Below are 17285 nucleotides of genomic sequence, written 5' to 3'. Positions count from 1 at the left end.
GACCACCGACGTATCCTCGGCGTGTCGCGTAAGTGTTTCTCGGGTTTCTATCCGTACAACTCGACGAAATTCTTCAGCGACTTCTGGACGTCGCCTTTGACGGCGCGCGCCGCCGCCGAGCCCACCGGACCGAACAGCGCCCGTCCGCCCAGTTCGAGACGCAGACCCAGCGTCGAGCCCTCGCCGGTGGGCCGCACGGTGAGCGTCACGGCGTATTTGGCGCCGCCCTTGCCGGATCCCGACATCGCCACCTCGTGCGGCGGGTCCCACGTGGTCACCGTCCAGGTCACCCGGTTGCGGAAACCCTTGGCCCGTGCCACGCCGACGATCTGGGTGCCCTCGGCGATCTCGTCGGGCAGGTCGCTGCGCCAGCCCTCGTGCACGGTCAGCCAGTCGCCCAGGTCAGACAGGTCGGAGACGCGATCCCACATGTCCTGCGGGGTCATCGGGACATCGGCGGTCAGGTCCACGGCAGCCACCGCCTGAGCCTAGCGCCTCGTCACATCCGCCACTGCGGTCTCACCCCCGGAGCGACGGACGTGACGGATGTGATCCGGATACTCGGATCACGCCCGTCGGCAATTGCGGAAATCACTGTTCGGGACTGAGGGCGCGAAGCCCGACGTCGCTTTCTTCCTCGTTGATGCCAATGCGCTCGTGCAGCTTGACCAGCGGTTTAGGCGCCCACCAGTTGGCGCGGCCCATCAGGCGCATGAACGCCGGAAGTAGGAGCATACGAACGAGCGTCGCGTCGACCACCACCGCCAGAGTGAGTCCCAGACCGAACATCCTCATGAACGACACCCGCGCGGCTATCAACGCGGCGAACGAGATCGCCATCAATAGCGCCGCTGCAGTGACAACCCGACCGGAGCGGGCCACGCCTTGAGCGACGGCCTCGTCGTTGTCCTCTGGCGTTCGGTCGGAGGCCAACCAGTGCTCGCGGATCCGAGACACCAAGAAGACCTCGTAATCCATGGAGAGACCGAACGCGATGCAGAACAGCAGCACCGGCATGTGGACCATCAGGGTGCCATTGGCCGTGGTGCCCAGGGCACCCAGGTGGCCTTCCTGGAAGATCCATACCAGCGCGCCGAATGCAGCGGTCAGCGACAAAACGTTGAGCACCAAGGCTTTCAGCGGCATCACCACGCTGCCGGTCAACAAGAACAACAGCGCGAAGGTGATCACCGCGATGATCGACAGGACAAGCGGCAGCCGCGACGTCACCGCTCCCGCACTGTCGCGGTTTATCGCCGCCCTGCCGGTGAATTGCACGTCGCGGCCGCCAGGTCCGGCGATGGCCTGAAGACGATCCAGCTGTCTTTCCGATGCCATGGAGAACAACGGGGCCGTACTGCGCACTGTGAGGAAGACACTGCCGTCCTTCGCGCCGGTAGGTGCGGAAGGCGGCCCGACCGGCGCGCCGTTCTGGAAGGTTCCGCCAGGCGTTGACACCGACACGACGTCGGCGACCTGCGAGAGTTGGACGGCATAGCGCTCGATCTCGCCGGGCGCCGACCCGGTCGTATCAGGGACTACGACGGTCACGTCCCTATCCGTGCTGACCACGAAATCCGAGCGCGTGTCGTCGCCGACCTGCCGCGCCGATGCCGAGGTCGGCAGCACTCGGTCGTCGGAGAAGCCCCAATTCGCGCCGAGAAAAGGCGCCCCCAGCACCAGCACGAACGCGATGACCGCTACGCCGATCGAAATCGGCCGTCGCATCACGGCTTTCGTCGAGCGGTACAAGAAGCTCTCTTGGATCGGGACTGACACCGGCTCTGGACGCCCGCCCACCCGACGAATCAGCCGCCGCACGTTCAGCGTGTCCAGCCGGTCGCCGAGGAGCACGATCAGGGCAGGGGTGATCACCACCGCGGCAACGGCCGCCAATGCGACCACCGCGACGCCCGCGTAGGCGAACGACTTCAGGAAGTACATCGGAAACAGCACCATCGTGGCCATGGACAATGCGACGGTCGTCGCCGAGAACAGCACGGTTCGCCCGGCCGTGCACATGGTGCGAACCAGTGCATCCTCACGCTGCATGCCGTTGGCGAGCTCGTCGCGGTATCGGCTGATGATCAACAGGGTGTAGTCGATGGCCAGCGCCAGACCCATGGCCACCGTCAGGTTGAGCGCGAATATCGAGACGTCTGCGAAGAGTGTGATCGTTCGCAGCGTCGCCAAGGTGGAAACGATGGCAAAGCCGCCCACCGCCATCGGAATCGCCGCGGCCAGCATGCCGCCGAACACCCACACCAGCACAACGAAACTCAATGGAAACGCGATGGATTCCATGACCAACAGGTCCTTTTCGCTTTGCTTGTTGATCTGCGCGTACGTCAGGGCCTCGCCACCCGCCTTCACGGTGACGCCGTCGCGATCGTGCGCGAGTTGCTTCGCCAATGCCGCGGCGTTCTTCTGGGCATTGGTTTCGCCACCGCGAATGCCGGCGACGATCAATCCGGTCTTACCGTCCTTGCTGATCAGTCCTGCCGCGGCCGGAGGCGGAACGGTCCACGCCGAGCTGACTTGGGCAACGTCGGGCGACACTTTCAGCCGCGCGACGATGTCGGCGGCCACCTTTCGGGCGGACTCGCTTTGGGCGCCCGCCTCGGAGGTCAACTCGAAAACCATCTGTTGGTCGCCGTAGTCGAACTTCTCCGCGAGCACCCGCTGAGCCAGCCAAGACTGCGATGACGGATCTTGATAGCCGCCCGCTGAGAGCACGTCGAGGGCGGAAAAGCCGAATAATCCGGCCGCGACCATCACCAGGAAAGCCGTGGCGACGATGCTGCGCGGCGCAAGTATTGCGAGTCGAGCGGCTCCCCGTAGCACCTGGTGCTCCCCCTACCTTGCGGGCAGGCGAGTGAGTCTACTTTCCGGACCCGGGCACGACGGGCACATGGTCGAAGTCGATGCGCCCCGCGTCAGCTCTTGGGCCCGCCGCGGAATCGGTTGCCGATCCGGATACCGGGCAACAGCAGGCTGCGCGGCGCGAACCGGCCGCCGGTGCTGACCACCTTGGGCACCACGCCGGGCACCACCGTGCGCCGGCCGGTCAGCATGCCGCCGATGGCCGCCTCGGCCACGTCGCGCGGCGACACCTGCGCGATGGGAATGCTGAACCGCTCGGCGTTGGCGATCTCGGCCCACTCCGTCGGCACCGGTCCCGGGCACAGGCAGGTGACCGACACCCCCGTCCCGTGCAGCTCCTCGTGCACCGCTTCGGAGAACGTCTGCACGAAGGCCTTGGTGGCCGAATAGACCGCCATGAAGGGAACCGGCTGGAATCCCGCGATCGACGCGATGTTCATCACCGCGCCGGCGCCGCGCTCGACCATGCCCGGCAACGTCGCGTGGGTGAGTTCCATCAGCGCCAGCGCGTTGAGGGTGACCTCTTCGCTCTCGCGGTCCACCGGCAGCTCGTGGAACACGCCGCTGGTGCCGAAACCGGCGCTGTTGCACAAGCCGGCGATCGGCTCGCTGCGCAGCCGGTTCGCCAGCTTGACGCGGGACTTGCCGTCGCTGAGATCCAGCGGCAGCACCTCGACGGCGACCGAGTACTCCTGGCCCACCTCGTTGGCCAACTCGTCGAGGCGCTCGCGGCGCCGCGCGACCAGCAACAGCGGGAAGCCGCGGCGGGCCAACCCGCGGGCCAGTTCGGCCCCGATGCCGGACGAGGCGCCGGTGATGACAACGGTGGTCTGAATGTCAGGTTTTGGAAGGCTCATGTGTCACCAATGTATCCCTCGGGTCGCCCGCACGAAGTTCTCGCTGCGTTTGTCGAATTTCGTTGCCTCGGTTGATGAATCATCACCCTTCGCGGCGCTGGAGTCGCCGAACATGACGAACGCCCGGTTGCGTACCCGGTCCATCACCGCCGGGTTGACGGCGTCGGCGACGGCGGCGAACTGCCCGAACGGCGAGCTGGCCCGCCGCGGCCGGTGCACGATCGCGTCGGTGATCACCCCGGCCGCCTGGTCGGGCGTCAGCGCCGGGAACTTGTCGTAGAGCGTGGTCGGGCTGATCATCGGCGTGCGCACCAGCGCCATGTGCACCGTGGTGAACCGCACGTCGTCGTTCACCGTTTCGGCCTGCAGCGCGTCGCACAAGCTGTCCAGCGCGGCCTTGCTGGCGATATAGGCGCCGAAGCGCGGCGCGCGGGTCTGCACGCCAACCGAGGAGACGTTGAGCACGTGCCCGTATCCCCGCTCGCGCATCCCGGGGATGAACTTGAGGATCAGCTGGACGGCGCCGAGATAGTTCAGCTGCATCGTGCGCTGGTAGTCGTGGATCCGGTCGTAGGACAACTCGAGCGAGCGCCGAATCGAGCGTCCCGCGTTGTTGATCAGGATGTCGACGCCGCCGAGATCGTCGAGCACCTGATCGGCCATCGCGGCGATGGCATCCATGTCGGTCAGGTCGCACGGGTAGACGTGGGCGGTCCCACCGCGGATCGCTCGGATGTCAGAGGCGACCTTCTCCAGGTTCTCCCGGGTGCGCGCCACCAGCGCCACCGCACCGCCGGCCTCCGCGATCTTCTTCGCGGCGGCCTCACCGATGCCCGAGGATCCCCCGGTGATCAGTGCGGTCCTGCCCTCGACGGCCTCCTCGAGCGTGCGGCCCTGCACGGCGTCCAGCAGATTCCTCAGATAGAACGGCCGATACCGTCCTGCCGAGTTCGGGGTGTTGACGATGTGGGACACCGCGGCCAGTGGCTTTTCCACCAGGTTCCCGATCGAGTTCTCCACCAAGTTCGTTAAGTCACCAAGATTCATCGGCCTTCGCTCCTGATGATGTGAGCCCCCCGACCGCAACTGGCCTGCCCGTTGACCACGACCGCCTTGCGGGGCTGCGCGAGTGATGTGACGTGCATCATTAAGCCAACCTAGGACATCAGTCCATCACCTCGATGCAGATTGCCGTCATGTAACGCGGCGCCGGGTCTCACGGTTCGCCGGCAACGGCCGCCAGACGCGGGCAATCCGCTTGTTACACAGAGCAATCCGGGCGTGATCGCGCACTAACTGACGAGCAACGCCGAAATGTTCCAATCGAACCCATGAAAATTCTGGCGCGCTTCCGCAGGTCCGCACCGGGAGCCATCTACGACCGGATCGGTGGGCACGAGGCGATCGAAGTCGTGGTGGAGGACTTCTACGTTCGCGTGCTTGCCGACGATCAGCTGTCGGGCTTTTTCACCGGCACGAACATGAACCGCCTCAAGGGCAAACAGGTCGAGTTCTTCGCCGCGGCCCTGGGCGGCCCCGAGCCCTACACCGGCGCCCCGATGAAGCAGGTGCACCAGGGTCGCGGGATCACCATGCACCACTTCGGGTTGGTGGCCGGGCATTTGGCCGACGCGCTGGCCGCCGCCGGGGTGCCGTCGGAGACGGTCACCGAGATACTCGGCGCCATCGCCCCGCTGGCCCCCGAGATCGCGACGGGCGACGCCGGCAAGGTCAGGGTCTGACGGTTTCAGGCCGGTCGCGCGCCGAGCTTGCCGTGAGGACTGCGGTTGCGGCTCCTGGCACGACCACGGTGGCAATCTGGGCATGTCGCGGGCCAGGTTCGCCGCCTAGCATGCCTGACATGCGGCGCACATTTGACGACCTGATCGCCGAGGCGGAGGCCGCCCCGGTCGAGGGCTGGGACTTTTCGTGGCTGGACGGCCGGGCCACCGAGGAACGCCCGTCGTGGGGCTACCAGCGGCTACTGCGGGGCCGGTTGGCGACGGTGTCGGCCGCACTGGACATTCACACCGGCGGCGGGGAGGTGCTGTCCGGCGCGGCGCCGTTCCCGCCGACCATGGCGGCCATCGAGACATGGCCGCCGAACGCGGCGCTGGCCACCCGGCGCCTGCACGCGCTCGGTGTGGTGGTCGTCGCGACCCGTGACGAGCCGCCGCTCCCGTTCGCCGACGACGCGTTCGACCTGGTGACCACGCGTCACCCGATCTCCGTTTGGTGGACCGAGATCCTCCGGGTGCTCCGGCCGGGCGGCACCTACTTCGCACAGCACATCGGCCCGGCCACCATGGGCGAGCTGGTCGAGTACTTCATCGGGCCGCAGCCGGAGAAGTGGGCCGAGTTCCACCCGGACGCCGTGCGCGCACAGGCCGAGGCAGCCGGGCTGGAGATCGTCGATGTGCGGATGGAGCGGATGCGCGCCGAGTTCTTCGACATCGGCGCCGTCGTGTACTTCCTGCGCAAGGTGATCTGGACGGTGCCCGACTTCAGCGTGCAGCGCTACCGCGAGCGGCTGGCCGAACTGCACGAGCGCATCGAATCCGACGGGCCCTTCGTCACGCACTCCGTGCGGCTGCTCGTCGAGGCCCGCAAGCCCGCCTGAGTCAGCCCTCGGCGCGCAACACGTCCAGCGCGTGTTGCAGGTCGGGCGGGTAGGGGCTGACGATTTCGATGCGCCTGCCGTCGGCCGGATGGGCAAACGACAGCGAGCGGGCATGCAGCCATTGGCGTTCCAGCCCAAGCTTTTTCGCGAGCTTGGGGTCGGCGCCGTAGACGAGGTCACCGCAGCACGGGTGATGCAGCGCCGAGAAATGCACCCGGATCTGGTGGGTGCGGCCGGTTTCCAGGTGCACGTCGAGCAGGCTGGCGGCGACGAAGGCCTCCACGGTGTCGTAGTGGGTGAGGCTGTGCCGGCCGTCCTTGGTGACCGCGAACTTCCACTCGCCGCCGCGGTGACGCCCGATCGGCGCGTCGATGGTCCCGCTGGACGGGTCCGGATGTCCTTGCACCAGCGCGTGATAGCGCTTGTCGACGGTGCGCTGTTTGAACGCCCGCTTGAGCAGGGTGTAGGCGCGCTCGGACAGGGCCACCACCATCACCCCGGACGTGCCGACGTCGAGGCGGTGCACGATGCCCTGCCGCTCGGGCACCCCCGAGGTGGTGATCCGGTAGCCGGCGGCGGCCAGGCCGCCGAGCACCGTGGGCCCCGTCCAGCCGACCGACGCGTGCGCGGCCACCGCCGCCGGTTTGTCGACCGCGACGATGTCGTCGTCGGAGTACAGGATCGTCATGCCCTCGATGTCGACCGGCGTGTTCTGCGGCGGCGCGGGCGCCTCGGGCAGCCGCACCTGCAGCCAGGCGCCGCCGGTCAGCCGGTCGGACTTACCGGCCTGGACGCCGTCGAGTTCGACGCCGCCGTCTTCGGCGAGCGCGGCCGCCGCGCTGCGCGACAGCCCGAGCAGGCGCGCCAGCCCGGCATCGACGCGCATGCCCGCCAGTCCCTCCGGGACGGGCATCGAGCGGTCACTCACCCGCGCTGTCCTGGGAGCCGTCCTCGTCCTTGCTCCGGTCGTCGGCCGTGCGCCGGCCCGGAGAGTCGCCGTCGGCGTGGCGCCGACCAACTGAGTCGAAGTCGAACCCGAAGATCGACAGCACGACCAGCAGGATGGCACCGCCGACCACCGAGGGGTCGGCGACGTTGAACACCGGCCACCAGCCGACCGATAAGAAGTCCACGACATGCCCACGCAACGGTCCGGGGGCGCGGAAGAAGCGATCGACCAGGTTGCCCATCGCGCCACCGAGGATCATGCCCAGGCCCACCGCCCACCAGGGCGACACCAGCCGGCGCCCCATCCAGAAGATGCCGACCACCACACCGGTCGCGATCAGGGTCAGCACCCAGGTGTAGCCGGTCGCCATCGAGAAGGCCGCACCCGAGTTGCGCACCAGGGTCCAGGTCACCGTGTCGCCGATGATCGGCACCGGCTGGCCGGGCGGCAGCAGTTTGACGGCGATGACCTTGGTGACGACGTCGAGGGCCAGGACTATCGCCGCGATCGACAGCAGCAGCCGCAGCCGCCGTGGAGCGGGTTCGGGCGCGGCGGCGGTTTCGGGCTCCGTGTTCCGCTCGACGGGGGCGGCCTCACCAGCCTGTTCGGCTGAGGTCACCGGCTCAGTCGATTTCGTTGGTTCTTCAGGCACTTCCCCATCATCCCCTACTGCCTCACGCAGGCTAGCCATGTTCGCGCAGCGGCGATGCGCAATGATGCCACCATGGCCCGCCTCACCGTGATCGCCACCGGAGGCACGATATCGACCGGCACCGGCGCCGACGGCGTGCACCGACCCTCCTACAGCGGGTCGGATCTGACGGCGCCCTTCCGCGAAGAACACGACGTCGACGTCGTTGACCTGCTGGCGGTGGACAGCTCGGAGCTGACGCTGGCCGATTGGGACCGGATCCGCGACGCGGTGACGGCCGCGGTCGACGGCGGGGCCGACGGCGTGGTGGTGCTGCACGGCACCGACACCATGGAGGAAAGCGCACTGTGGCTCGATCTCACCTACGCGGGCCAGGCCCCGGTCGTGTTGACCGGCGCCATGCGCAGCGCCGACGCCCCCGACGCGGACGGCCCGGCGAATGTGCGCGACGCCCTGGCGGTGGCGGCCAGCCCGGCCGCCCGTGATCTGGGCGTGGTGCTGTGTTTCGCGGGCCGGGTGCTGCAACCGCTGGGCATGAGCAAGGTGGCCACCGAGGACCTGAGCGGCTTCACCGGCCGGCCGCTCGGCGCCGCGGCCGGCGACGTGACCCTTACCAGCCCGAAGACCCGCCCGTACGTCGGCGAGCTGCGGGCCGCTACCGCGCCGCGCGTCGACATCGTCGCGGCGTACCTGGGCAGCGACGCGGTGGCCCTCGATGCGTGCGTGGCCGCCGGGGCGCGGGGCGTGGTCCTCGAGGCGCTGGGTTCGGGAAACGCCGGACCCGCGGTGGTCGACGCGGTGCGCCGGCACTGCGGCGACGGGGTCGTCGTCGCGGTGTCCACCCGCGTCCCCGGCGGGCGGGTCGCCGCCAGCTACGGCCCCGGCCACGACATGGCGGCGGCCGGGGCGGTGCCGGTGCCGCGGCTGCGACCGCCTCAGGCGCGCGTGCTGCTGATCGCCGCGCTGGCCGCGGAGCTACCGTTCGCCGACGTCGTCGCCCGGTGGGGCTGACAGCACATCGGCCTGCAGGCCGCCGGCGTACTCGGGCCAATCCAGGGAATCGATCGGGTTGGCGCGCACCAAATCACCGCCGTCGGCGGGAAACGTCCGGGCCGGGCCGGGCCCGGAGCTGCGGGTCTCGAACCGCGCGGTGACCACGCCGTGGCCCGCGCCCTGCACCCAGCCGTGCCCGAGCTCGAGGTGGGCGACGTCGTCGCCGACCCGCCACCCCGCAACCTCTGCCGTGTGGGGGCCGGGCCCATACATGGCCTCAGTCGCGGTCTCGACGGACGGTGAATCCGATTGCGGCGCAGCCAGTTCCAAATCCGGAAACAGCGATTCCTGGCGCACGTCGCTCAGCCCCGAAAAGCCCACGCCGAGAAGGCGAATGGGCCCGATCTCGCGCGGATCGAGCAGTAACCGGCGGGCCATGCCCACCAGCGCGGCGACCTCGGTGGTGGCATAGGGCAGCGTCGCGGACCGGGTCAGCGTGCTCATGTCGGATTTCTTCAGCTTGACGGTGACGGTGCGCGCGCCGCGGCCGTCGCGCAGCAGGCGGTGATGGGCGTGCTCGGCAATCGGCTCGATGGCCTCACGCAACTGCTCCAGGCTGGTCAGGTCGGCGGCGAAGGTCGATTCGGAGCTGATCTGCTTGGCCTCGGCGCGCTCGGCGACCGGGCGGTCGTCGATCCCGCGGGCCAGCCGATGCAGCGCGGGCCCGATCGTGGCGCCCAGGATGTTGGCCGCCTCGGCCTCGGTCAGCGCGGCCAGCTCGCCGATGGTCTCGATGCCCAGGCGATGCAGCCTCTCCTCGGCGACCGGGCCGATCCCCCACAGCCGGCGCACCGGCAGGCCGCCGAGCAACACCCGTTCTTCGGCGCGACGCACCACCCGGACCCCGTCGGGCTTGGCCAGCCCGGAGGCGATCTTGGCAATCTGCTTGCCCGAGCCGGCGCCCACCGAGGCGATCAGGCCGGTCTCGTCGCGGACCCGTCGCCGCAGGTCCTCGCAGAATGCCTCGACGTCCACGGCGGACGCCCCGGCGAGCTGCGCGGGTTCGCCGAATCCCTCGTCGAACGACAACTGCTCGACAACGGGCACCACGGCGCGGATGGTGTCGAAGACGCGCCTGCTGGCCAGCCCGTACACCACGCCGCGCGGCGGCAGCACCACCGCGCCCACACCGACCAGCCGGCGGGCCTGATGCATGGGCATGGCCGAGCGCGCGCCGAACACCCGCGCCTCGTAGCTGGCGCCGGCCACCACGCCGCGCCCGCCCACGCCGCCGACCAGTACCGGGCGCCCGCGCAGCGTCGGGCGGGTGAGTTGCTCGACGGAGGCGAAGAACGCGTCCATGTCCAGGTGCAGCACCCACCGCGACTCCACACGCTCGATGCTAGGGCCCACACGACGGGCCAGTCGGACTAACGTTTTGTCATGGCCATAAACGTGGCGCGCCGCCGGATCCGCAGCTCGCAGCGCTGGGCGAGAGCGGTCGAGGACGGCTGATGAACGCCGGGTCCGGCGATGCGGCCGCTCCGGACGGGGGCGCACCGCCCTCGACGCGATGGGCGCGGCTGCGTCATCAATGGAACGAGCGCCTGCAGCCCGGCGAGCAGGCCACGGTGCTCGCGTGGGCGTCGTTCACCCTCACCTTCGCCGGCCTGCGCGGGCTCACCCACTGGATCAGGGCCGGGCATGGACCGTCCGGTGGCGGTATGTCCATGGGCGGCAAGCACTTCCACCACTACAACATCGGCATTGGGATGCTGGTGACGGTGGCCGGAGTCGGGCTGCGCGGCAGCGACGAGCAACGGCGGCATCCCGCGGCGGCGGTGGCGTACGGCGCCGCCAATGCCATGATCGTCGACGAGCTGGCGTTGCTGTTGGACCTCAAGGACGTCTACTGGGCATCCGACGGCCGAAAGAGCGTCGACGTCGCGGTCGGCCTGATCGCCACCGGGGCGACGGTGGCGGTGGGCATGCCGTTCTGGGCGCATGCCCATCGGGCGCTGCGGTCTCGCTCTTGAACCACGCGCGACGCGCGCTCAGGCCTTGGCGATGCTCACCCGCACGCCGTCGCCGATCTCGGTGCCATCGGCCGGATCGCCGAATTCGAAACTGGTGGCCAGGATTTCGCCCGCGATGAGGTCGCGGTGGGTGCGCGCCCAGTCGACCCGCTCGCCGGGCACTGCCATCACCACCGAAATCCGGTCGGACACATCCAGACCCGTCGACTTGCGCAGCTCCTGCAGCTCACGGATGCGGTCCTTGGCCCAGCCTTCGGCCTCCAGCTCCGGGGTCACCGTGCCGTCCAGCACCACCAGGCCCGCCCCGTCGGGCAGCGCCGCGGTGAATTCCGGGTCGGCCGCGACCAGGCGTGAGCTGTATTCCTCGGGTTGCAGCACCGCGGGGCCGGCGGTCAGGGTGCCGTCCGGATTGACGACGCCCTCCCCCGCCTTGACCGCCTTGATGGCGGCCTGCACGTCCTTGCCCAGCCGCGGCCCGGCCACCCGCGCGTTGACGGTGAGCTCGAAGCGACCGTAGGTGTCGATCGCATCGGTCAGCTCGACGCTCTTGACGTTGAGTTCGTCGGCGATGAGGTCGACGAACGGCTCCAGTCGCTGCGGATTATCAACCGCCACCGTCAGTTTCGGCAGCGGCAGCCGCACCCGCAGCGTCTTGGCCTTACGCAACGAGGACGCGGCCGAGCAGACCTCGCGGACCTGATCCATCGCGGCGACCAGGTCGGGGTCGGCGGGCACGTCGCCGGCCTGCGGCCAGTCGGTGAGATGCACCGACCGCTGCGCAGTCAGGCCCCGCCAGACGATCTCGGTCACCGAGGGAAGCAGCGGCGCGGCCAGCCGCGCCGTCACCTCCAGCACGGTATGCAACGTGTCGATGGCGTCGACGTCTTCTTCCCAGAACCGCGAACGCGACCGTCGCACATACCAGTTCGTCAACGCATCGGTGAACTGGCGCAGCTGCTCGCAGGCCCGCGAGATGTCACAGGTGTCCATCTCGTGGGTCAGGTCGTCGCGCAGCTCAGCGAGCTTGGCCAGGATGTAGCGGTCCAGCACCTGCGTCGAATCGGTGCGCCAGGTACCGACTTTGGGCGCGTAGAGGGCCAGGAAGCTGTAGGCGTTCCAGAACGGCAGCAGCACCTGGCGCACCCCCTCGCGGATGCCCTGTTCGGTGACGATGAGATTGCCCCCGCGCAGGATCGGCGAGGCCATCAGGAACCAGCGCATGGCGTCGGAGCCGTCGCGGTCGAACACCTCGCTGACATCGGGATAGTTGCGCAGCGACTTGCTCATCTTCTGGCCGTCGGATCCCAGCACGATGCCATGTGCCACACAGGTTTTGAAGGCGGGACGGTCGAACAGCGCGGTGGCCAGCACGTGCAGCGTGTAGAACCAGCCGCGGGTCTGCCCGATGTACTCGACGATGAAGTCACCGGGGTAATGCGTGTCGAACCACTCGGAGTTCTCGAACGGGAAATGCACCTGCGCATACGGCATCGATCCCGAGTCGAACCACACGTCGAGCACGTCGGGGATCCGTCGCATCGTGCTGGCCCCTGTCGGGTCGTCGGGATTGGGCCGGGTCAGCTCGTCGATGAAGGGCCGGTGCAGGTTGGTGGGCCGCACCCCGAAGTCGCGTTCGAGTTCGTCGAGACTGCCGTAGGCATCCACCCGCGGGTACGCGGGGTCGTCGGACTTCCACACCGGAATCGGGGTTCCCCAGTAGCGGTTTCGCGAGATCGACCAGTCGCGGGCGCCCTGCAGCCACTTACCGAACTGGCCGTCCTTGACGTGCTCGGGATACCAGGTGATCTGCTGGTTGAGTTCCACCATGCGGTCCCGGAATTCGGTGACCGCGACGAACCACGACGACACCGCCCGGTAGATCAGCGGATTGCGGCAGCGCCAGCAGTGCGGGTAGGGGTGCTCGTAGGTTTCGTGGCGCAGCAGCACCGCGCCGTTGGCCGCGGCGGGACCGCTGCCGTTCTTCAGGTCGCGGATGATGTGCTGGTTGGCGTCAAAGACGTGCTGCCCCTGGTAATCCGGAACCGTGGCATCGAAGCGCCCCTTGGAATCGACGGGCGTGACCGGGGTGATGCCGACCTTGCCGGTGGTCGCCATGTCGTCCTCGCCGTAGGCCGGGGCCATGTGCACGATGCCGGTACCGTCCTCGGTGGTGACGAACTCACCGGGCAGCACCTGAAATGCGTTATCCGTATCCATGAAGTACGGGAACGGCGGCAGGTAGCGGGTGCCCAGCAGGTCGGCGCCGCGGTGGGTGGCCCGGATCTCGGGCTGCTCGCCCAACTCGCGGGCGTAGGCGGCCAGCCGCGGCTCCGCGAGAACAAAACGCTTGCCGTCGGCCGTGACCTCGACGTAGGTCACGTCGGGGTTGACGGCGACCGCCAGGTTGGACGGCAGCGTCCACGGCGTCGTCGTCCACACCAGCAGGTGCGCGCCGTCCAGCGGACCGCCGACCACCCTGAACCCGACCGTGAGGGCGGGGTCCTGGCGGCTCTGGTACACGTCGTCGTCCATCCGCAATTCGTGGTTGGACAGCGGCGTTTCGTCGCGCCAGCAGTACGGCAGCACCCGGTAGCCCTCGTAGGCCAGGCCCTTGTCCCAGAGCTGTTTGAACGCCCAGATCACCGACTCCATGTAGGGCAGGTCCAGCGTCTTGTAGTCGTTGTCGAAGTCGACCCAGCGCGCCTGGCGGGTGACGTAGGCCTGCCACTCGTCGGTGTAGCGCAGCACGGATTCGCGGCAGGCGTCGTTGAACGCGGCGATGCCCATGTCGTCGATCTGCGATTTGTCGTTGATGCCCAGCTGGCGCTCGACCTCGAGTTCGGCCGGCAGGCCGTGGGTGTCCCAGCCGAAGCGGCGCTCCACCTTGTAGCCGCGCATGGTGCGGTAGCGCGGAACGATGTCCTTGACGTAGCCGGTGAGCAGGTGCCCGTAGTGCGGCAGCCCGTTCGCGAACGGCGGGCCGTCGTAGAACACGTATTCCGGTGCGCCGTCGCGGCGGGCGATGCTGGCCCGGAAGGTGTCGTCGCGGGCCCAGTAGTCCAGCACCTCGAGCTCGAGCGCCGGGAAGTCGGGCGCTCCGCCGGCCGGCTTGGGGTAGGCCTGGACGGAGTCCACCGGCTGAGCCTCGAGGCCAGCTTCGGGGCCGGTTGTGTTGGTCACGATGCGCGTTGTCTCCTGTGCCACGGTGCAAAGCGGGGACGACGACGCGCTGGCTGCGCGAGCGCCGCGGTACCACCCCGCTTGCCGCGCTTTCGCGTGGCCACTCGATGACGGCTGTGACGGGCCTACCCGTTCGGTTCTACTGAGCCAGGACGGCTGTTCTTCCGAAGGCTCCCCGGTGATGGCCGGATCGACGCCAGTAAGACGATTCTACGAAGACCCGCAAATCCGGGCGCACTCCGAGGGGTCGCCTGGCCGCAGAACTAGGTCTGCGGCCAGGCGGCCCCTTGGAGCACGAGTTGCGCGACGTCCATCGGAGTTCGGCTTCAGGCCCGGACTTCGAGGACGCCAACCCGCCACAGCGCGGCGTACACGTGACGCAGCGGGACGCTCAGCAGGCGAGCGGCGCCGTCCACCAACGGGTCGCCACCGGCGCCCAAAAGCGGGGTGCCGGCCCGGCGGCGGCCGTTGGCCACGGGAGCCGGGGCGGGTGCCGGGATCGTGTCGGTGTCGCGCACCACGGTCAGCGTGGGGGCGGGAGCTACGGTGAGCACTTCGTCGTAGAAAACTGCGGTCATCATCGCCTCCTAGAGGGGAGATCCAACGGGACTGACTGGACTGATGTGTCCCGTCCCTCGCGATCTCAGAACGCTTGGCCGATAAGCACTTAGCGTTGCGACGACTCAGCCGAGAAGGTCGCGCCGGAGACCGGATCGGGACGAAACACAGTTCGGACTTCGGTCCGGACTATCGCCAGAACTCATGTGTCCCTCACCTCCTCGCGGTCACGACGCATGCGCGGGTCGCATGCAATCTATGCGCAGCAGAGGAGCAGAACCCGACAACCGTCGGAGATCCGCACCCCACTCGTCAGAGCTTCGGCACCACACGACGTGTCCTGGCCTGAAAAACAATCCAAGCCGGAAGCCACCTGGGCTCAACCCTTAAGCCGGGAGGAGCTGTCCTGACCCGGGGCGTCTTTCGACGTTCGGGGTCAGTGGCCTGTATTCGTGTAGACGCCTCACCTATCGAGGTGCTTACCCGACCGATAATGCACGACGGGTATGACGCGGTCAAATCCCTGGATAGCGTGTCGGACATTCTGTATGCATTCATTAGGGGCGCGCACAGCATTCGGCCAGGTTCACGGTGCTGAGCTGGGCGTACGCGCGCCGGCCGTCAGGAATCCGTCAATTCCGCGCGGTTGCCCGGCCGCCCCGAATCACTTCTCGACCAGGCCGTCGAGCCGGCCGATGGTGTCGATGAACTCTTCGACCATGTCCAGCACCACCGAGCGCGTCGGGCGGACCCGGTCGAGCGAACCCACCACCTGCCCGACGAAGTAGGTGGCTAGCTCACGCGCCTTGGCGCCCTGGTGGGCGGCGGCGGAGTTGATGCGCACCTGCGGCTCGGTGATCAGCGCGGTCTGCAACGGCATGCCCAGCGGATCCGGGTTTTCCGGCCGCTCCCACTCGTCGGTCCAGGCCGTGCGCAGCATCCGCGCCGGCTTGCCCGTCATCGAGCGCGATCGCACAGTGTCCGACGAGCTGGCGGCCAAGAATTTCTCCTTGACCACGGGCACGGTCTCGGCCTCTTCGGTGGTCAGCCACACCGAGCCGCACCACACGCCCTCGGCGCCCAGGGCCAGCGCCGCGGCGATCTGACGCCCACGGGCGATTCCGCCGGCGGCCAGCACGGGCACCGGCGCCACGGCATCGACGACCTCGGGCACCAGGACCATGGTCGCCACCTCGCCGGTGTGCCCGCCCGCCTCGGTGCCTTGCGCGACGATCAGGTCGACGCCCGCGGCGGCGTGTCGTTGCGCGTGCCGGGTGGTGCCGGCCAAGGCAGCCACCAGCACGTCCCGGTCGTGGGCGCGGTCGACGAGGTCCGCCGGGGGCGGACCGAGCGCGCTGGCGATCAGCCGGATGTTGTTGGAGAAGGCGACCTCCAGCAGCGGCTCGTAGGTCTTGGGCGAGATGTTCAGGCCGCCCAGCGACGCACGCGGTTCCCCGGTGGCCGCGGCGACGCCGTAGCGGGCCAGGAGGTCGTCGACGAACGCGCGATGTTCGTCGGGCAGCAGGGTGCGGGTCTGTGTGGTGTCGATGCCGCCTTGCTCGGCACCGACGTATTTGGGCGGCAGCAGCAGGTCGACTCCGTAGGGCTTGCCCCCGGTCTGTTCCTCGATCCAGGTCAGCTCGCTCTGCAGGCGTTGGGGGCTGTGCGCGGTGGCGCCCAACACCCCGAAGCCACCCGCATTGGTCACCGCTGCGACCACGTCGCGGCAGTGGCTGAAGGCGCAGATCGGGAATTCGACTCCGAGCATCTCGGCGACCCTGGTTCTCATTGCCCGACGCTAAGAGTTATCGACTGCTAAGTCAATCGGCCACGGCGCGTGGGCAACTCAGGCGCGCACGCCGGAGCTACGACTGATGGGGGCGACCCGCTTCGCCCGGCTGCGCCGCGCTCGCGATCGCCCTAAGACCGATGGGGGCGACCCGCTTCGCCCGGCTGCGCCGCGCTCGCGATCGCCCTAAGACCGGGGCGACCGGCCGTCCGGCGGCCAGCTCGACACGCCCTCTTCCAGCGGCACCTCGAGGCTTTGCAGGATCGACGCCACCATCCGCCAGGCACCGATCACCGTCACCAGTTCAACGAGAACCGTTGTGTCCCCGTTGAATTCGCGCTCGCATGCCAGCCAGCTCGCTGCGCTCACCGCGCCGTCGCGCACCACGTCGTCGGTGGCCGCGAGCACGGCCCGCTCGACCGACCCGAACCCGGCGTGGTTCGGCCAATCCCGCACGCCCAGCAGGTCGTCGGCCGGAACGCCGAGCCGGGATGCGACCCGCCAGTGCTGCGTCCATTCGTAGTCGCAGGAGGTCAGCCAGCCGATCCGCATGATCGCCAGCTCGCGTAGCCGCGAGTCGAGGGTCCCGTGCCAGAGCATGGTGGCGAGCAGGTCGTTGATGCCACGCGCCAGTGGCGGATGGTTGAGCAGCACCTGGAAGATGCTGAGCTCGGCCATGTAGTTGGGGACGGCCGCTTCGTCGGCGGCGGCCTTGGCTTCGTCGAGTGGCAGTCGAGGCAGGCGCGCTGTTGTCATCGGATGAGCACT

The 17285-nt window shown here is 68.6% G+C and carries 15 protein-coding genes and 1 riboswitch; of the genes, 4 read left to right on the top strand and 11 right to left on the bottom strand.

The window, feature by feature from the left end; genetic code table 11:
- Window positions 1-47 precede the first annotated feature (47 nt).
- The 4 genes from ACZYVJ_RS00080 to ACZYVJ_RS00065 form a co-directional block, all read right to left on the bottom strand.
- The gene (locus ACZYVJ_RS00080) at window positions 48-479 is read right to left on the bottom strand and encodes a type II toxin-antitoxin system Rv0910 family toxin (protein WP_463829133.1); all 432 of its coding nucleotides are present in this window, start codon (window positions 477-479) and stop codon (window positions 48-50) included.
- A gap of 112 nt (window positions 480-591) precedes the next feature.
- Complete coding sequence (locus ACZYVJ_RS00075; protein WP_463829132.1) at window positions 592-2844, bottom strand: MMPL family transporter; 2253 nt, start codon at window positions 2842-2844, stop codon at window positions 592-594.
- Between the two features lie 92 nt (window positions 2845-2936).
- Complete coding sequence (locus tag ACZYVJ_RS00070) at window positions 2937-3740, bottom strand: SDR family NAD(P)-dependent oxidoreductase (RefSeq protein ID WP_463829131.1); 804 nt, start codon at window positions 3738-3740, stop codon at window positions 2937-2939.
- Between the two features lie 3 nt (window positions 3741-3743).
- The gene (locus ACZYVJ_RS00065; protein WP_463829130.1) at window positions 3744-4787 is read right to left on the bottom strand and encodes an SDR family NAD(P)-dependent oxidoreductase; all 1044 of its coding nucleotides are present in this window, start codon (window positions 4785-4787) and stop codon (window positions 3744-3746) included.
- 284 nt (window positions 4788-5071) lie between these two features.
- On the opposite strand from ACZYVJ_RS00065, the gene ACZYVJ_RS00060 reads away from it, so the two are divergent.
- The gene (locus ACZYVJ_RS00060; protein WP_463829129.1) at window positions 5072-5482 is read left to right on the top strand and encodes a group I truncated hemoglobin; all 411 of its coding nucleotides are present in this window, start codon (window positions 5072-5074) and stop codon (window positions 5480-5482) included.
- Between the two features lie 119 nt (window positions 5483-5601).
- Window positions 5602-6360, top strand: coding sequence for a methyltransferase domain-containing protein (locus ACZYVJ_RS00055; protein ID WP_463829128.1), 759 nt, complete (start codon window positions 5602-5604; stop codon window positions 6358-6360).
- Between the two features lies 1 nt (window position 6361).
- Here ACZYVJ_RS00055 and ACZYVJ_RS00050 read toward each other — a convergent pair whose 3' ends face one another.
- Together ACZYVJ_RS00050 and lspA are read right to left on the bottom strand one after the other, a co-directional pair.
- Window positions 6362-7288, bottom strand: coding sequence for an RluA family pseudouridine synthase (locus ACZYVJ_RS00050; RefSeq protein ID WP_463829127.1), 927 nt, complete (start codon window positions 7286-7288; stop codon window positions 6362-6364).
- Entirely contained in the window at window positions 7281-7961 is a 681-nt protein-coding gene (lspA, locus tag ACZYVJ_RS00045; protein ID WP_463829126.1) for a signal peptidase II, read from the bottom strand. Before lspA ends, ACZYVJ_RS00050 begins: the two co-directional genes overlap by 8 nt.
- Window positions 7962-8015: 54 nt before the next feature.
- Here lspA and ACZYVJ_RS00040 point away from each other — a divergent pair, with 54 nt between their 5' ends.
- Entirely contained in the window at window positions 8016-8972 is a 957-nt protein-coding gene (locus ACZYVJ_RS00040) for an asparaginase (RefSeq protein WP_463829125.1), read from the top strand.
- Here ACZYVJ_RS00040 and ACZYVJ_RS00035 read toward each other — a convergent pair.
- The gene (locus ACZYVJ_RS00035) at window positions 8937-10346 is read right to left on the bottom strand and encodes a DNA polymerase IV (protein WP_463829124.1); all 1410 of its coding nucleotides are present in this window, start codon (window positions 10344-10346) and stop codon (window positions 8937-8939) included. The genes ACZYVJ_RS00040 and ACZYVJ_RS00035 overlap by 36 nt on opposite strands.
- A 122-nt stretch (window positions 10347-10468) precedes the next feature.
- On the opposite strand from ACZYVJ_RS00035, the gene ACZYVJ_RS00030 reads away from it, so the two are divergent.
- Window positions 10469-10990: a hypothetical protein gene (locus ACZYVJ_RS00030; protein WP_463829123.1), complete on the top strand. Its 522-nt coding sequence runs from the start codon at window positions 10469-10471 to the stop codon at window positions 10988-10990.
- A gap of 18 nt (window positions 10991-11008) precedes the next feature.
- Here the strand turns inward: ACZYVJ_RS00030 and ileS are convergent, their stop codons facing one another.
- The 4 genes from ileS to ACZYVJ_RS00010 form a co-directional block, all read right to left on the bottom strand.
- Complete coding sequence (ileS, locus tag ACZYVJ_RS00025; protein WP_463832771.1) at window positions 11009-14125, bottom strand: isoleucine--tRNA ligase; 3117 nt, start codon at window positions 14123-14125, stop codon at window positions 11009-11011.
- A 371-nt stretch (window positions 14126-14496) separates the two neighbouring features.
- Entirely contained in the window at window positions 14497-14748 is a 252-nt protein-coding gene (locus ACZYVJ_RS00020; RefSeq protein ID WP_463829122.1) for an Rv1535 family protein, read from the bottom strand.
- Between the two features lie 277 nt (window positions 14749-15025).
- Window positions 15026-15210, bottom strand: a riboswitch (M-box (ykoK) riboswitch).
- 182 nt (window positions 15211-15392) lie between these two features.
- Complete coding sequence (locus tag ACZYVJ_RS00015) at window positions 15393-16517, bottom strand: NAD(P)H-dependent flavin oxidoreductase (RefSeq protein WP_463829121.1); 1125 nt, start codon at window positions 16515-16517, stop codon at window positions 15393-15395.
- A gap of 186 nt (window positions 16518-16703) precedes the next feature.
- Entirely contained in the window at window positions 16704-17273 is a 570-nt protein-coding gene (locus tag ACZYVJ_RS00010) for a carboxymuconolactone decarboxylase family protein (protein ID WP_463829120.1), read from the bottom strand.
- Window positions 17274-17285 lie beyond the last annotated feature (12 nt).

The sequence above is a fragment of the Mycobacterium sp. IDUB_3 genome (genome assembly GCF_055419585.1).
This window is presented reverse-complemented; position numbering and strand designations above follow the sequence as displayed.

Excerpts from the sequence above, each read along its gene's own strand:
- ACZYVJ_RS00065 (WP_463829130.1), bottom strand. The coding sequence starts at position 4,787 with ATGAATCTTGGTGACTTAACGAACTTGGTGGAGAACTCGATCGGGAAC.
- ACZYVJ_RS00040 (WP_463829125.1), top strand. The coding sequence starts at position 8,016 with ATGCGCAATGATGCCACCATGGCCCGCCTCACCGTGATCGCCACCGGA.
- ACZYVJ_RS00020 (WP_463829122.1), bottom strand. The coding sequence starts at position 14,748 with ATGACCGCAGTTTTCTACGACGAAGTGCTCACCGTAGCTCCCGCCCCC.
- ACZYVJ_RS00010 (WP_463829120.1), bottom strand. The coding sequence starts at position 17,273 with ATGACAACAGCGCGCCTGCCTCGACTGCCACTCGACGAAGCCAAGGCC.
- ACZYVJ_RS00015 (WP_463829121.1), bottom strand. The coding sequence starts at position 16,517 with ATGAGAACCAGGGTCGCCGAGATGCTCGGAGTCGAATTCCCGATCTGC.
- ACZYVJ_RS00070 (WP_463829131.1), bottom strand. The coding sequence starts at position 3,740 with ATGAGCCTTCCAAAACCTGACATTCAGACCACCGTTGTCATCACCGGC.
- ACZYVJ_RS00060 (WP_463829129.1), top strand. The coding sequence starts at position 5,072 with ATGAAAATTCTGGCGCGCTTCCGCAGGTCCGCACCGGGAGCCATCTAC.
- ACZYVJ_RS00030 (WP_463829123.1), top strand. The coding sequence starts at position 10,469 with ATGAACGCCGGGTCCGGCGATGCGGCCGCTCCGGACGGGGGCGCACCG.
- ACZYVJ_RS00055 (WP_463829128.1), top strand. The coding sequence starts at position 5,602 with ATGCGGCGCACATTTGACGACCTGATCGCCGAGGCGGAGGCCGCCCCG.